Annotated in this window: 13 protein-coding genes; 4 read left to right on the top strand and 9 right to left on the bottom strand. The window is 37.5% G+C overall.

The window, feature by feature from the left end; all coding sequences use genetic code 11:
* Positions 1–465: 465 nt before the first annotated feature.
* On the bottom strand, positions 466–1,020 hold the full coding sequence (locus NST76_RS11085; protein WP_036126370.1) for an XRE family transcriptional regulator: 555 nt from the start codon (positions 1,018–1,020) through the stop codon (positions 466–468).
* A 142-nt stretch (positions 1,021–1,162) separates the two neighbouring features.
* On the opposite strand from NST76_RS11085, the gene NST76_RS11080 reads away from it, so the two are divergent.
* A complete protein-coding gene (locus NST76_RS11080) occupies positions 1,163–2,365 on the top strand; it encodes an MFS transporter (protein WP_271913432.1) in 1,203 nt (400 codons plus the stop codon).
* Between the two features lie 418 nt (positions 2,366–2,783).
* Here the strand turns inward: NST76_RS11080 and NST76_RS11075 are convergent, their stop codons facing one another.
* The 4 genes from NST76_RS11075 to NST76_RS11060 all read right to left on the bottom strand — a co-directional run bounded on the left by NST76_RS11075 (position 2,784) and on the right by NST76_RS11060 (position 6,373).
* Positions 2,784–4,124: a HAMP domain-containing sensor histidine kinase gene (locus tag NST76_RS11075; RefSeq protein WP_342545217.1), complete on the bottom strand. Its 1,341-nt coding sequence runs from the start codon at positions 4,122–4,124 to the stop codon at positions 2,784–2,786.
* Entirely contained in the window at positions 4,121–4,759 is a 639-nt protein-coding gene (locus NST76_RS11070) for a response regulator transcription factor (protein WP_036126385.1), read from the bottom strand. Before NST76_RS11070 ends, NST76_RS11075 begins: the two co-directional genes overlap by 4 nt.
* 12 nt (positions 4,760–4,771) lie before the next feature.
* Positions 4,772–5,314 (bottom strand): glycoside hydrolase family 73 protein, encoded by a 543-nt coding sequence (locus NST76_RS11065; protein ID WP_101966653.1) that lies wholly within the window; start codon positions 5,312–5,314, stop codon positions 4,772–4,774.
* A gap of 174 nt (positions 5,315–5,488) precedes the next feature.
* A complete protein-coding gene (locus NST76_RS11060) occupies positions 5,489–6,373 on the bottom strand; it encodes a GNAT family N-acetyltransferase (protein WP_342545215.1) in 885 nt (294 codons plus the stop codon).
* 463 nt (positions 6,374–6,836) lie between these two features.
* On the opposite strand from NST76_RS11060, the gene NST76_RS11055 reads away from it, so the two are divergent.
* Genes NST76_RS11055 through NST76_RS11045 form a run of 3 tightly spaced genes read left to right on the top strand, consistent with a single transcriptional unit; the run spans position 6,837 to position 10,606 of the window.
* Complete coding sequence (locus NST76_RS11055) at positions 6,837–8,357, top strand: spore germination protein (RefSeq protein ID WP_036126391.1); 1,521 nt, start codon at positions 6,837–6,839, stop codon at positions 8,355–8,357.
* 16 nt (positions 8,358–8,373) lie between these two features.
* Entirely contained in the window at positions 8,374–9,495 is a 1,122-nt protein-coding gene (locus NST76_RS11050) for a GerAB/ArcD/ProY family transporter (RefSeq protein WP_036126393.1), read from the top strand.
* Positions 9,482–10,606, top strand: a complete 1,125-nt coding sequence (locus NST76_RS11045; RefSeq protein ID WP_271913426.1) for a Ger(x)C family spore germination protein — start codon at positions 9,482–9,484, stop codon at positions 10,604–10,606. Before NST76_RS11050 ends, NST76_RS11045 begins: the two co-directional genes overlap by 14 nt.
* Position 10,607: 1 nt before the next feature.
* On the opposite strand, the gene NST76_RS11040 is transcribed toward NST76_RS11045, so the two are convergent.
* The 4 genes from NST76_RS11040 to NST76_RS11025 form a co-directional block, all read right to left on the bottom strand.
* A complete protein-coding gene (locus NST76_RS11040; protein WP_058844414.1) occupies positions 10,608–11,561 on the bottom strand; it encodes a nucleoside hydrolase in 954 nt (317 codons plus the stop codon).
* A 163-nt stretch (positions 11,562–11,724) separates the two neighbouring features.
* Positions 11,725–14,892 carry an ATP-binding cassette domain-containing protein gene (locus NST76_RS11035; RefSeq protein ID WP_342545212.1) on the bottom strand — a complete coding sequence of 1,056 codons (3,168 nt, stop codon included), beginning with the start codon at positions 14,890–14,892 and terminating at the stop codon, positions 11,725–11,727.
* Positions 14,893–14,996: 104 nt separating this feature from the next.
* Positions 14,997–15,407: an SRPBCC domain-containing protein gene (locus NST76_RS11030; RefSeq protein WP_036126406.1), complete on the bottom strand. Its 411-nt coding sequence runs from the start codon at positions 15,405–15,407 to the stop codon at positions 14,997–14,999.
* The gene (locus NST76_RS11025) at positions 15,404–15,730 is read right to left on the bottom strand and encodes a metalloregulator ArsR/SmtB family transcription factor (RefSeq protein ID WP_080717129.1); all 327 of its coding nucleotides are present in this window, start codon (positions 15,728–15,730) and stop codon (positions 15,404–15,406) included. The genes NST76_RS11030 and NST76_RS11025 overlap by 4 nt, the downstream gene beginning before the upstream one ends.
* Between the last annotated feature and the right edge of the window lie 148 nt (positions 15,731–15,878).

The following is a 15,878-nucleotide window of genomic DNA, read 5'->3' as shown; positions in this document are numbered from 1 at the left end:
TGCTTCGTTCATTTTTCCCCCAATCTGCTGTTTTGCCCCTGTTGATTTCATCAAAACCACCCCTCAAAAAAAAAGACTATTAAAAGTGTTGACGAAGAATAGAATGTATTATATAATTAAAATAGGGATAATGCGCTGTATAATAAATATACAACGTCTATCTATATAAATTTATCATAAGACATGCTTTATTTCAATGTGTTTACATAAATTATTTTCACAAAAAAGTCGATTCCTAAACTATAGGAATGCGACTTTTTTCATTATATTTTTATTAAGCCTTCCCCGTTCATTCGTAAATGGTTGTGGCGATACTGATAAGGGGTTGCTTTAGAACAGGTATAACTGAGAAAATTAATGATACTTATTGTGTATTTGTATAACCTCTTTATTAAAAGTGGGTTCTTTCTATTTTTTACATCAACCTTTTTAGAGTCAGGTTTCTGCCTAGCTTTTGTGGGATAATTAGGGCGTTGTATACGTTAACGACAGCATTAAATGTACTTTTTCATTTGAGCGATTGATGTAAGTGTGAAGTTCTTCACCTTTAAATTTAATGACATCCCATTGGTTTAACTGATGGCATTTTTCTCCGACCTTCAGCTCTAATTGTCCATTTAACACAAGTACAATTTCTTCAGACCCTGCTAAGTGACATTCACTGTACTTACTATTTGGCTCGATACAGCCTCTATACCACTCTGATCCATGTGTTTTAAATAATGGTTCGACAAACCAGTCGTTATTATGCCCTGCAAATTGATACTCCGAGCCGAATCGATGGACTTCTGTATGTTCTTCAAATGTTAATAAAGAAACGAGTGGAATATTGAGTCCTCTACATATTTTCCACAGGATATTGACGGTTGGATTTGTTTCCCCTCTTTCAATTTTCCCTAATGTCAATTTACTAACATTGCTGACATTCGCTAGCTCCTCTAAACTCATCCTTTTGTTTTTTCGAATTTCTCTTAGATTAACCCCGACTTGACCAGATAAGTCAATATTTTCCTCATTCATTATGCGCACCCCTTTCATTGACTTTGTATATTAAGTATATTATAGTATACAAGTCGATAAATTATAGTTTATTTTTAAAATAAAAAGTTAATTATAGTATATCAAATAATCATCTATATTGACAAAAAGAGGTGTGCTTTCAATGATAGCAAAATCAAAAAATCTATATATTATTTGGAGCGTTTTTTCTTTATTCATACTCTCTATGAATCTACGAGCTTCCATTACATCCATCTCACCCGTGCTGAAAAATATCCAGGCCGATTTACAGATGTCGAGTGTTGTCGTCAGTTTACTAACGGCTTTACCCGTTTTTTGTATGGGGCTTTTTGCACCACTGGCTGGAAAGTTAAGTGCACGGTGGGGCATTGAGCTGACGATTGCGTTATCGATTTTATTAATTGGCGTATCAACTGCATTACGTTTAGTAGCGACTTTCCCTTTTCTTTTATTATTGACAGCTGTCTTTAGCGGAATAGGCATTGCCATTACAGGTCCACTAATTTCTGGTTATATTAAAAAGCATTTTCCTAAATCCTCATCCTCGATGATTGGTGTTTATTCAGCTGGCATGGGGATTGGTGCATCTTTAAGTGCTGGCTTAGTTGTGCCTGTTATGCATGCTTTTCACCAATCTTGGAACATCGCTTTAGCGATCTGGTCTTTGTTTGCACTAGTAGGAATCATCGTTTGGATTCCTATTATAAAAAAATCACATCAATCACAAAACATAGCAGAGCAAGCTGTCAGTCAAAAAAGCCGACTACCTTGGGGAAATCGTTATGTTTGGCTTTTGATGGTGATGTTTGGTTTACAATCAGGTGTTTATTATTCCTTGGCAACATGGCTTGCGCCAAAAGTACAGGACATGGGTTATAGTGATGCATATGCCGCAACAACGGTTACTATTTTTTCTGTTATGCAAATGATTTGTAGCTTTATTATTCCAATTATCATTAATAATAGTGTGAAGAGAAAACCTTGGATGCTACTATGTGCTTTCAGCTCCTTTATCGGCATCCTATTATTAATAATTGGCGGGACTTCTCCAATTCTCTGTGCCGCATTAACGGGGATAGGTGCTGGTGGTTTATTCCCATTAGCAATGATTCTGCCTTTAGATGCAACGACTACACCAAAAGCTGCAAGCGAATGGACAGCCATGATTCAATTTGGTGGCTATATTATTAGTGGAATTATTCCGATGCTTGTTGGGGTCATAAAAGATGTCACTAATACATTTGACGTTGCCCTTTTCGCCCTATTAGTGGTAATGTTTGTTCTCATGCTGCTAACGTTAAAAGTGAGAACAAAAACCGATTCAACTATGCGTATACTTTCCTAATAGACAAAAGGGGGGTCACTTCATGTGACCTCCCCTTTTTCATGTTGAAAGATGATGCTAATCCCCTAAGAGTGACGCTGGCTTTACTCCAATCTTAAGTGGCTTTTTGTCTTTCTTACTAGTAAGTAGTAATGAATAAAATAGCACATCATTAGGAGAAGAATACGTTCTTATTTTCAATGTGAAGAAGTATTAGTCACAACAGCCATCGATAAAATGAGGGATGAACACCTTCATTTTTGCTAAAAGATATCACTTTTATTGATTTGTTGAGTTTCAATCAGCATAGATAATGGCTGCCCCACTTTACTCTGTTGCAAATACCTCTACATGTAAAGAAAATCCTCGTGGAAAACATTGTCTAGCTCCTCTATTGGAGGAAATAGTCCCCATCTACATCATTGTAAAGAGTAAGGCACTATCCCCTCTGCCAAAAATTAATTGTAAAGGTGATTTTCCCATCGGCTAATGTGGATTTAGTCGTGTAGCCTAATTGTTCAGCAAGACTTTTCACTGTGGCGAGACCGAGACCAGTTCCTGAAATATGCTTGTTTCGAGAGCTTTCCCCTACATAAAATGGCTGCCATATTTTAGAGATATCTGGCAGTGTAGTATCATTCGTAATTTCTAGCCTACCATGTGAATCGAAGCAGATGAATATGTCACGACCAGAGGTATATTTGACAGCATTACTGATCAAATTCTCTACAATAAAATGGACTTTCTCTTGCTCGGTGTTTAGCATGAATTCGGTTAGTTCTGATTGAAGAAAAATTTGTTTATCTCCCTGCAGCGGCTGATAGCTATGAATGATTTGTTGCAGTAGCTGAATAACATCAAAGCTGGATACTTTCGAATCGTTTTCTTCAGTTCTAGCGAAATAAAGCATATCTGTGATGATTTTTTCCATTCGATCTATTTGCTGATGAATAACGGTTAAATAGGTTCCATCATCCATCCCATCTTCCATTCCACTTGCATATACGTTGATTAAGGCAAGAGGCGTCTTTAGCTCATGTGTTAAGCCTACCATAAATTGCTTCAAATCCAGATTGCGTTGCGTTAATTGCTGTTGGGCTGATTCCAGTGTTTGACTCATTTTATTAATGCTTTTGGCTAATTCTTCGATTTCATCACCTGTTTGAATGTTTGCCTGCTGAAAATTTAGTGCGCCAATTTCCTGCGCCACTTGTTGTAGCTCATTTAATGGGTTGGTCAGCTTGCGAGATAAGAGGGCTGTCACCATGATAATTACTAAAATACTGGCAATTAAAAAGACTAAATTAAAGCGATTGATAAAAGAAGCAATATCCGTAAAATGAGCCATAGAGGCCCCAATCATTATAAGCTGATTTCCCTCTTTGGCATAATGTACAAGAAAGCTCGATTTTTGTTTTCCTTGATCATACAGTTTGCCTACTATTTTTTCTCCAGCTATGTCTTGTAGCACTTCTTCTGAAACCCAAAATTTATTAAGAGCGATCTGTTCTCTCGCCAGCTGTAGTCTTAAATTTTCGTTCAGATTATCGATGGAGCCTTCAAGAGGCACAGTGATGATTGTGACATCAAATTGTCGTTCCACTAGGCTAGGTTCATCCTTGGTCTGATACGTTTCATAAGCGTCTGCTACTTTTTTATTTAACTGATAGAGATAATATTTAGGCAGAAAAAATTGGCTGACGACAAGCGAAATCGTAAACGTAACAATCACAACGAATGTGATATAAATGGTTAATTTAGTGCCAATTTTTTGCTTCATTCGCTTGTACTATAGCCAACACCTCTATGTGTTTGGATAATGTCCTCTCCTATTTTTTCTCGTAATCGTCGAATATGTGTATCGACGGTACGAGGATCTCCGACATATTCCAGTCCCCACACTAAATCTAAGAGCTGATCTCTCGTTAAGATTTGTCTGCGATTCTGGCTAAAAACGCGTAACAGCTCGAATTCTGTTTTGGTTAACTCAATTTCTGTCCCTGCTCGCCAAACGCGCTTGCTAGCGATATCGAAGGATACTTCCTTTAGTTGCTGGACAGACTCTATGTGCAGCAATTTTTTCACCCTCATAATGAGTACCTTTGGATAAAATGGTTTATGGACATAATCATCAGCTCCATCTGCTAGCGCTTGAAATTCATCCTCACCAGTGTCCCTTGCTGTAAGCATTAAAACCTTGATTTTTTGTGTTTTTTTCATCTCACGACAAACTGTAATGCCATCTATTTTAGGCATCATCCAATCTAAAATCGCTAAATCAATTTTTTGTTGATAAAATATCGCAAGTGCTTCCTCCCCGTTTGTAGCAGTAAAGACAGTGAATCCCTCCCTTTGAAAATAGCTTTGTAAAATCTTTAACATATCTAATTCATCATCAGCAATGAGTATATTCATTTTATAGAACTCCTATTGATCATATTTTCCTAAATGATATTGTTCGATAATCGCAATTAATTTTTCAGGATATAAAGGGTCTGTCGAGTAATTGCTTTTTTTTAAGGCATAGGCTGCCTCTTGATAATTGGTTGCCTTCAGCACCTCATCATATTGATGGGCATTCCAGCTCGTTCCATTTAATAATAGCTGACGATGGTCCTTTAATGCACTTTTCCAATCAGGATAGGCTCGAAATTCAGCTTCGGTTGTATAGCTTTTATTGTTTTGATATTCCATTGTCGGCATTTTGATGGACTTCCCTTGATACCGTCCCTTTATCCCAAACAAATTATTGGCATTGACAGCCAATTCACTCCGTCCAAAATTGGATTCTAAAATAGCCTGCGCGATTGTTATACTAGGCAATATCTCTCCGTTTTGTTGATGTAATGCAACAGCGATTGGCGCAATGTCGTCGACAAATTTCATTTCATCGTTATTGTCCTGCCCACATAGTTTGGCTACGTACAAGCTTATCATTACTGCAAATAAGATGATGATTATTTTTTTCATAGTGTTTAACCTCAATTCCATTCATGTGATGCTTGTATCGTAAAACAACAATGTTACAGCCATTTGACAAAATATCATAAATGGCTAAAAAAAGCCCGCACCTTTGAAGGTACGAGCTAGTATTCATGTTATTTTTGCTTTGATGAATTTTTGTTAAAAGCACTCATGTCCAGACTAACAATGGGATGTTAAAGGGAACATAAAGTTACCTTGTAGGAGTGGGTTTTTCGATAGGATGAATAGGGCGTCGTCATCATTTGGTGTGATGGTTGCCGTCATGTCGTCCATCGCAAAGTTAGGGGTGAAATAAAATACCACCTTTTTCGTTGTTTGTTTTACAATGCTTGCTAACACAGCCTCCACATTGATTGCCTGCTGGGAGATGATATCGTAAATATTTAATATCCCGTCCTCTTCCTCCATTAACACAATGGTTGCTAAATTTTCTAAATAGTAAATGGCATGTTGGAATACTAGGGTGAAATAAAACATTAATAAACTCTCGTTTTGTTCAACATCTACAATATTTGAAAGGATATGACGATTTTTCGCATAGTTTTCAAGGAGTGTTAGATCCTGTTCAATTGTCAGCTGTCGGACGATGGCATCCTCCCTCAGTGGAATAGGCTTTTCCGTGAGGTCTAAGCTAAATTCGCTTTCATGAATTCGTGTAAAGCCAAACTTTGGATAAAAATCTAGTACCGTATCATTGGCAAAAAGATACATAAAATCACAGGCATCTTCGTATTCCTTGAGAATATGCTGCATTAACTGCTTAGCCAAACCTTGATGGCGATACTTTTCATCGGTCATCACCGTACCAATTTGAATCCCTTTTAATTGTTGACCATTTATTAGTACAGACATTTTATGAATAGAGGCATTGGCAATCACTTTTCCTCCCTGAACAAAAGAATACGGAATATATCGATCATTCCAATAGCCTTTGTTGTACCAGCCTCTAAAATCTAAGCCGAATGTTTCGATGGCTAAATCATTAAAGCTTGCCTTCAATTTTTCATCATGACGATAATTACTCACTAACTCATATTTTATCACGTCTATTCCCTCCGATTTTATGTTTTATTAGCTCATTATTGTGGGAATACTCACCTCCTAAAAACAGAAAAAAGACCTTATGAGAACAAACTCATAAAGTCCTTTGTTATATACAGAAAATAATGCTAGCCACTTAAGTAACTACCAATGATCTCTGTTTACATGGATCAGACAGGATTATGCTGCTCTTCGTTATCGCAAGAGGGCCATACTAAATAAACCCTATAATTCACAAAAAATTATAGAATAGCCCCTTTATTAAATTCATTGGAATTTAATTTGCGATAATTAGTTTTAGCATAAACGGCTGATCTCCCTTCTGTTTTTAAGAATACTATTATACTACCACTTTTTGTTAAGTACTGTCTACTTGATGATGAAAATGAAGGAAATAAGTATAGAATACCCCTTTCAAGACAATTCTATAAAAGAAGTTAGCAATGAAGGGAGCCTACAATTCATCATGAAATTTAAACTACCTTTCAATAAACAACAGCCACCTTCCATCAAAGAGGCACCTAAAGAAAATCTTGTGAGGGTTGCACATACAACAGAACATTTTATTCAATCAATCAAAAATGCAACAAATGATCCAGCTGATTTAATTATTAAATCACTTCCTCCAAACTTGACCCTTATTTATATCGATAACTTAATTGATGATCAATCTTTGAATAATGATATTATCGCCTGTTTACAGAACAAGCCACATGAAACACCAGAGGACATTGTGATGGCCCTTTCTATTGCTGAAGTTAGTCAAGCCAGTTTATTAAAGGAAACCGTAGCGTCAATGGTCAATGGATCTGTTGTGATTCATGTAGACGGTAGCTCACAAGTGATTTTAGCCAATATCGCTAGCCGAGAATCTAGAGCTTTGTCAGCTCCTGAAAATGAATCACAAGTAATTGGTACACAGGTTGGTTTCAATGAGAGTCTTTCAACGAATATTTCCTTAATTCGTCGCTACATAGTGAGTCCGAATCTTTGCAATGAAAAAATAAAAGTTGGCACGCGCACCAATACGTCTGTTTCACTCCTATATATGCATGGGATTGCTAATGATCAAATGGTCCAGACGTTACGCCAGCGAATTACAGACCTTACGATCGATGAATTGCTCGATAGTGCGGTTCTAGCAGAAATGATTGATGATAATTCATTATCAGTCTTCCCACAGATGCTGCTGACAGAAAGACCTGACAGATTTTGTGATGCGGTTTTAGATGGCAAGGTGGGCGTTCTTGTAGATGGTAGCTCAATGGCCATCATTGGCCCCCAAGCCTTTACTGAGTTTTTCCAAAGTCAGGAAGATCAAAATTTAAGATGGCAAATTGCTACTTTTCTCCGTTTATTGCGACTTACTGCCTTTTTTTTGTCCGTTTATTTAACACCTTTTTACGTGGCAGCTTTGACCTTTCATTACGAGGTAATTCCGCAAGCCTTCCTCGTACCATTAAGTGAATCGAGGGCTTTGGTTCCGTTCCCACCGATATTTGAAGCTTTACTGCTGGAAATTATCATTGAATTATTGAGAGAAGCTGGAGCCAGATTGCCAACTAAAATTGGACAAACGATTGGTATCGTTGGCGGTATCGTTATCGGGACAGCAGCTGTACAGGCAGGTATAACAAGTAATATTTTACTGATTATTATTGCACTAAGTGCTTTAGCATCATTTACCTCACCGAGTTATATGATGGGCAATGTGGTTCGTCTTATTCGCTTCCCTATTATTATACTTGCAGGATTTTGGGGTTTTTATGGCATCATGCTGGCTTTTTGCTTTATTCTTATTCATCTGTTACGCCAGACAAGCTTGGGGGCACCATATATGTCTCCTTTCTACCCACCAAGATTGAAGGAAATGCGGGATAGTATTATCAGAATGCCCATTCCCTTAACAGCAAAAAGACCTGCTTTAACAAGACCGAAGGATGATTATAAATTCGAGCCTGAGCCTGTAAAACCGGAAAAAAGTTGAACTGAAGGTGAGATAAATGGCAAAACCTATACAACTTAGCCCTAAAGATATGATCAATGCTTATTTGCTTTTTTTTGTGGTACACGGTGCACAAATTGGGGTTGGTATACAGGGATTTCAACGCATTATCTATCAGGATGCAAGACAAGATGCATGGATTTCAGTTCTACTGGCTGGTATTGCTACACATATCGTCACATTTTGTATGATTAAAACTTTAGAGATCTATGGCTCCAATGATTTATATGGAATTCAAATCGATATTTTTGGCAAATGGATTGGCAATTTTTTAAATGTTATGTATGTCATCTATTGTTCTGTAGCATTCTTTTCCGTTTTGCGAAACTATATAGAAGTTATACAAGCATGGATTTTCCCAAGTATTGGGACATGGTTTCTATCTGCTACGTTATTAATCATTATTATTTATGCCTTTACGGGTGGGCTTCGAGTAATTGTTGGGGTGTCTTTTTTTAGTATCATCCTATCGTTATGGATTATGCCGATGTTAGCCTTCCCTTTGAAGTATTCCTCAGCAGAAAGTCTCTTTCCTATTTTAGAAAACGACTTTCGCTCGATTTTAAAGGGTGCCCATTCGATGACTTTTACCATCATTGGCTTTGAAATTTTGAACGTGATTTATCCCTTTGTGAAAGACAAGGAAAATGTTAGAAAACCTGTCCATTTAGGGTTATTGGCTTCAACGGTCATCTATTTAGCCGTCATGCTGGTGTCTATCACCTACTACAGTGAAGGCAAACTACTGAAAACAATTTGGGCAACTTTGACATTGTTTAGCTTTATTAGCTTCCCTTTCATGGAACGCTTTGAATTTGTAGCCGTTTGTTTTTGGATGTTGATTATTTTACCTAATCTTTGTCTGTATTTATGGGCGGCCTATCGGGGAGCAATTCGATTAGTCAATATAAGTGGAACGACTTTTGTCTGGATACTTTCGTTCTTTGTTTTCATTGGAACATTACTTATTCAAACACGCACACAGATCAATACAATCAACACGGTGTTTGGACAAGTGGCATTTTTTGTGATCTTTGTCTACCCTCTTGTGCTATGGCCAATCGCCCTACTGAAGAAGAACCTCACATCAAAGAAGGTGAAAAAGAATGAACAAGCTTAAAGGAAAATGGTTGGTTCTTCTATCGATTGTTTTTTTATATGGATGTGCCCAAACGAATATTTTGGATAAAGTAGGATTAACCACTTTAGTCGGCTACGATATAGGAAAAGAAGAAAAAATTGCAACGACAGCCGTCATACGTGAAGTAAATCCTGAATTCCAAAGCAATGTGGAAGTTCTAACAACGGAAAACGATACAAGTAAAGGGAATCGAATGGAAGCCAATCGCAAGCTTTCGAAAAAAATCATGGTTGGTCAAATGAGGGTAATTTTGTTCGGTGAAGAACTTGCGAAAGAGGATCTTCGTTATTATCTTGATACAAATCTAGAAAATGCAAGTGTCAGCAATGGAATCTTTATGGCAGTTGTGGAAGGCGAAGCAGCACCATTACTGAAATACGAATACAAAAATATCGAGGACATTGGGCAGCATATTTTTAGGCTCATCGAACAAAACGTCAAGCAGGAATATATGATTTCGTCCACGCTTCATCAAATTGCCCACGATTATTACTCAATTGGCAAAGATTTAGCTATGCCCATATTAAAAAGAGATGATGAGCTAGTGGAGTTAAGTGGTGTCGCTCTTTTTAAAGGAAGTAAAATGGTCAGCACCCTACCAGTTAAAGATAGCTTTTACGTAAAAATCGTTCGAGACACATTCAAAGTGGGACTATATGAAACTATACTGGACAACGAAGATGTTCCATCCAAGATCCTTCAAAAAAAAGCCAACAAAATCACAGTAGCCTTTGATGCGATTCATTCGAAAAGAGAAATACAATTAATCGATGCGGATAAACCAACATTTGACCTAAACATCAAAATCAAGTCAAGAGTATTAGAAGTGTACCCAGATATTAACCAAGGTGACCCAAAAAGTGTATCGGCACTAGAAAAAGCGATTGAGAAAAAATTGTCGAAGGAAGTATCAAGAGTGATTGCCCATAGTCAGGAAGTCGAATCCGATATTTTTGGTTTCGGTGAAAAATACCGAAGCTCTGTGAGACATTCTGAACTCACTAAAGAAAAATGGCATAAGATGTATAAAGATATGAAAGTAAATGTCCATGTTGATTTTGTGATTTTACGGAACGGTGTTTTTGAATAAGCTACTGCAATGGTTGCCCTGTCATGATCGTCAAAAAGTGGTGGAAAAATTTCTCGTATTGGATATCAAAGGCAATACGATGTTTTTTCTCGCCATTGTTTATACTTTCATAAGGCCGTGTTTCAGCAATGCTTTGCCCTCTTGCAGGGCCTTCTAATTTATCGACAACAGTTACGGGATAGGACTCATATATAAACATGTCAGGCTCCATTATAGCCATCAGCGTTAACGCATCATGCACAGGGCTCCCTAAAAGTGAGGGGTCCCGTTCTTGATAAAAGCGAGTATAGTATTCCATTAATGGCTTGAGGATTTTTGTTTGTCCAAATGAATCAATATAGTCTACCATACCTGGCGTGACAATCGCCTTTTGTGTAGCATTCAAGGGAATGATTGTGACATTCTTTGCATAGGTAAGCACGATATTAACTGCAAACGGATCACCATGAAAATTTGCCTCTGCCACTGTTGTGACATTGCCAGGAACCCAAAACGCTCCACCCATAATATAAAATTCCTTGACATGTTTCATAAGCTCTTTGTAGAGGATAAACATCGTTGCGAGCGAGGTCAATCGCCCAATATTAACAATTGTTAGTTCATCATTTTTATATCTTTCTATAATATTGACGATTTCAAAAAAGTTTTCAATTTTTAATTCATGATCATCATTTGGAATAATGGGTCCTAATCCCCGTTCGCCGTGTATTTCTGGATAGTAAGTCGGCTGTTCACCAGTTAAAGGTACTTCTGCCCCTAAAATAACGGGAATCCCTTGAGGGAAGTTAAACAATCTCATGACATAATAAATATTGGATACCGCATCTTCTCGCGATACATTGCCGTAGTCTGCCACTAACCCAACAATTTCTATTTCCTGATTGAGCCTGGCATAAATTAATGCTACGGTATCATCAATGCCAATATCCCCAAATAACAGCACTTTTTTTACCAAAGAATATCCTCCCTTTTCCTGCCAATCTGGCTATTCCTATAGTACGATGAAAAGCTCAAAGACGATACAGATTTAAATGTTTTTGGAAAAATTAGTGTATGATTCTAGTCAAATGAAAGTAGCCCATCTGCTCAGTGCAAATGGGCTTTCTAACATATTAGCTTTAATTATTATGCTGTAAGAACTGATAAACCGCCATCATTTCCTGTTTATTCAGCTCACGAATGCGATTGAAAATAGGAATATTGGCAACTGCCTCAAGATGAGAGCCTTCTATTACTACATCACTGACAGTACCAGTTAGCCACGTTTCCACATCAATGCCATCAACAATTTGCTGGCGACCTTCATCGTTTATACCACTTGCACCACAGTTGACACATGGAACGGTTAATTTATGGACCCCATCATGCAATCCATCCTCTGAAAGCACCTTTTTCCCTTTGCAGAATGGACAACTATGACTAGCTTTTACTTTATTGATTTGAGTGACAATTTTTTTATAGCCAAATGCTTCATAAACATACGTTAATTTTTTGTATTTTCCATTCGTAAAATACTGGTCGATGATATTTTCTCTTGTCTCGTAAATATTGGCAAAATCACAGATGGTTACTTGGTTTTTTAGGCTGATGTTCTTTATATAATCTTGGATTTTGTCCCAGAATGGAAGTGCATTTTGTAGGACCATTTCATAGCCAACAAAGCTTGCTAGCTCTAATTCCAGCATTTTCAACGCTACTTGTATTTCTCTTGGCAATAAGGAGACATCTTGTAGAAGTGACATGTCACCCCCTACAATGGCTTTCAATTTTTCAAGTTGTGGTAAGTTCCCTACAGTTTTTATTACCACATCAAGAGGTTGACGAATCAAGTCACGAATATCTGTGTCCCCAAATTGTAATTTTTTCTGGTGGTTAAGCACAGTGCCATGACAAATTGGGCAAGGCATCATCTCTCTTGTTTCCTTCATTTGCTCCTTAATAATGGATTTTGAAATGACGATATAGCGACCAATGATAAAGTTAAAACCTTCCCATTTCTTCGAAGATTTTGTTGCCTTATCATAAAAGGACTTATCCCAATACCCATATAAAAATGTATGCTTTTCTTCCTCAGTCATAGCATTGTAACTTTTACTAATGTCTTGACCAAGTTCATTTTTAATTTCTTCAAAAAGAAATTCCAGCTTCGCATGTTGATAGTATTTTAAGACTTCCATAATATCTGGGTGTAATAAGCCATCCCAAAATGGCACGTTTTTATCTTGTACGACTAGATCAAAATCGAATTTGGAAATTTCCAATCTCCCTGAACAGCTTGGACAATGATTGTCTTGGCTATAGAAATCGAAGCTTCTTGTATCCTTATTCGTTGGGTGTGCAGCGACAATATGATTAATCAGACCACCCATTTCATACAGAAAACTATACTGACTATATAAATGTCTTTCCAAGTCGATCGCAATAACAGGCGCTATTTTATTGGATTCGTAGTCACCGTAAATGAGACGTGCCATTGAAGATAGGCTTTTTAAAATGCCACCTTTATAAATATTTTCAGCCTTTTTAAAATAGCTTATAGGTTGGTCTTCTAAGTATTGAATACCATTTCTTGATGCGAGCGTAGACGCGATTTGTAATGGAGCCGTTTTTGTATAGTTAACCTGATTATAATAGTCCTCATGACAAACTACCTCAAGATGTGTCACAGGCTCCTGCTGTCTTTTACCAAAGTCTACAATGAAATCAGAGCTCTCTAACATATAGGTATTATGCTCAATCATGATGATAGAGATAGCTTCATCCTCAAGGATGTCCCTTACACTATCAATAAACTGGTTTAAAATGTTTTGAGATAATCCTTTAGAAGGCTCATCAAAAATAAACAGTGTATGTGGATTTCGGGAGTTCGCAAATAACTCCGATACTAAATGCACACATTGGAATTCACCAGTCGACAGCGATTGTGTTTTTCTTTCCAGTGTCAAATAGCCTAGCCCTAGTTTAATTAGTAAGCTTAAACGTTTATGGGCGATATCTTCATGAGGAAGTTCATCAATAATGTCTTCAATCGAGCGTTGGAAAATAGCATCAATGTCCTCGCTATATTTGGTTAGTTTCTTTTTAATATCGAGGAAAGTTGCGACAGTTGATCGACTAGTAATGGACTGATTCCGATCCTGCCCGACCATCACTAGTTTGTCCTTTGGATAGCGTTTGACAAAATCTTTAGCGATACACTCATTCACAAGCGTTGATTTCCCACAGCCAGACTCCCCAGTAAAAGTAATAAGTCGGTTTTGCGGAATGGTTATTTCGTCCATTTGTATATTGCGGCAATATAAGTCTCGGAATTGATAAAAGGATGTTGGCTTTGATGGGTTTCGTTCTGAATAGATAGGCTGTGGTCGAGGAGATTCTTCCACGATTTTACCGCCGTATTTCCCACTCCCTGGTCCAAAGAATAGGTGCTTATTTGCCGTATCTAGCACCGTATCTGAATGATCAATAAGCCAAATTTGGTTTTTAGTGCCCAACTGTTGGATTTGCTCTAAGATTTTTAGTAATGTGTCATGGTCAAGACCAACAGAAATTTCGTCGACAATAATGACCGTGTTTTCGCTAGTAGCCATGAATTCTGCTAAGTAAAGTCTTGTTAATTCTCCGCCCGACAATGTCCCCATAATACGATTTAATGTTAAATAGCCAATATTCATCTGGATAATATTTTGAAGAATATGTTGCTTCTCTTCACTTATATTTAATTCTTTTGATAAGGAATAGATCGTTTCGATACTGAAATTGTGAATATCAGAAATACTGTATGATTCATTCCATAAAGCTATTTTATGTTGCTCCACTTCAGAACTATAGCGTTTACCTGAGCATTTTTTACATTCTACATTTTTCGTCGTGCCACGTCCTTTACATGCAGGACACCAGCCTAATGCATTGTTAAAGGAAAACATCTCTGGAGAAAGTTGAAATTCATCCGCCAGTCGATTACGAATTTCTTTAAAAACACCCGTATGAGTACCAATCGTTGAACGTGGGTTACTGGAGATAGAGGATTTTCCTAAAAAAAGTACGAGGGGCATATCCTCCATTTTGATGGCACTGAAGTTCGTTTCCATAATGTTTGGAAATAAATATTGATACTCCGCCTTAGGTAATAAAGAAACGAGACGTTTTTTGGATTCTTCCCCAATCGTTTGACAAAATGTCGTTTTCCCTGAGCCAGACAAACCGGCTATACCCAATGATTGATGTTCTGGTAAGACGACATCTAAACGGTTGATATTGTTGGCAATTAGTTGATTGATCTTCATTTAGTTATCCTTCCATGTCTAGAAAATTAAAAAATTTGAGTGAAAATGAAAGAACACAATTCTTGCTACGGAATTGCGCTCTCCTTGTTATCGTTTGATTTGTATTAGGCTAGTACTTTTTCAAGCTGTGTGCTCATATTCGTCCAAGCATATGTTGCCCCTTCGATTGCCCCTTGACGAGCTTTTGTTTCTTCGCTAAAGCCACTTTGATCAAGATGAAGCTGAGTCGTGCCATCTGAATCTTGTGTTAATGTCCATGTAACAGTCGTTGTTTCACCAGCACTTGTCCAAGTGTAAGATAATGTATGAGGCTCTTCTACTACAAGTACCTCACAGTCTACAATGCCGTCCCACCATTCATTTGGTTCAGCACGAAATTGAAATTTATGCCCAACGATTGGTTGGAAGTCATTATTCCAAATCCATTTTGCTAGCGTATCTGAATCGGTTAAAGCATGCCAAACCTGCTCGATTGAACTTGTAAATGTAAAATCTAATGATACATCTGGTTTCATTTTTTTTCCTCCAATAATAGATGTAATTTAGCGATTCTTTCTTTCCAAAATCCTTCATAAAACGATACCCAATCCTGTATTTCTTTCAACGGGGCCGCATTCAGCCGATACCTTGTCTCTCTACCTTCCTTGCGAGCAACGACAAGACCTGCATCTTTCAGGATGGCTAAATGTTTCGAAACAGCGGTACGCCCCATGTCAAATTGAGCGGTTAATTCGTGAAGCGGTAACTCATCTGTCTCTGCCAGTAAACGAATCAACTTTCGTCTTGTAGGGTCAGCAATGGCTACATAAACGTCACGCTCTTGATGATTATTATTCAAAACCACCACCCTTTCTAATAGGACACTAAATGGTGTCTTAATTATATGACACCATTTAGTGTCCAGTCAATGATTATTTTGGACAAAATGAGATGGATTCTATACCTATAAAGAAGAAACAGCCAAATGCAAAAAAAGTACAGAGGTG

This window comes from Lysinibacillus sp. FSL W7-1291, from assembly GCF_038593415.1.
Taxonomy (GTDB): domain Bacteria; phylum Bacillota; class Bacilli; order Bacillales_A; family Planococcaceae; genus Lysinibacillus; species Lysinibacillus fusiformis_D.
The sequence above is the reverse complement of the archived record's forward strand: the minus strand, read 5'-3'. Positions and strand labels throughout refer to the sequence as shown.

What these genes read in the sequence shown, in the direction of transcription:
- NST76_RS11050 (WP_036126393.1), top strand. Translation starts at nt 8,374, where the DNA reads ATGGCAAAACCTATACAACTTAGCCCTAAAGATATGATCAATGCTTAT.
- NST76_RS11070 (WP_036126385.1), bottom strand. Translation starts at nt 4,759, where the DNA reads ATGAATATACTCATTGCTGATGATGAATTAGATATGTTAAAGATTTTA.
- NST76_RS11085 (WP_036126370.1), bottom strand. Translation starts at nt 1,020, where the DNA reads ATGAATGAGGAAAATATTGACTTATCTGGTCAAGTCGGGGTTAATCTA.
- NST76_RS11080 (WP_271913432.1), top strand. Translation starts at nt 1,163, where the DNA reads ATGATAGCAAAATCAAAAAATCTATATATTATTTGGAGCGTTTTTTCT.
- NST76_RS11030 (WP_036126406.1), bottom strand. Translation starts at nt 15,407, where the DNA reads ATGAAACCAGATGTATCATTAGATTTTACATTTACAAGTTCAATCGAG.
- NST76_RS11045 (WP_271913426.1), top strand. Translation starts at nt 9,482, where the DNA reads ATGAACAAGCTTAAAGGAAAATGGTTGGTTCTTCTATCGATTGTTTTT.
- NST76_RS11075 (WP_342545217.1), bottom strand. Translation starts at nt 4,124, where the DNA reads ATGAAGCAAAAAATTGGCACTAAATTAACCATTTATATCACATTCGTT.
- NST76_RS11065 (WP_101966653.1), bottom strand. Translation starts at nt 5,314, where the DNA reads ATGAAAAAAATAATCATCATCTTATTTGCAGTAATGATAAGCTTGTAC.
- NST76_RS11035 (WP_342545212.1), bottom strand. Translation starts at nt 14,892, where the DNA reads ATGAAGATCAATCAACTAATTGCCAACAATATCAACCGTTTAGATGTC.
- NST76_RS11055 (WP_036126391.1), top strand. Translation starts at nt 6,837, where the DNA reads ATGAAATTTAAACTACCTTTCAATAAACAACAGCCACCTTCCATCAAA.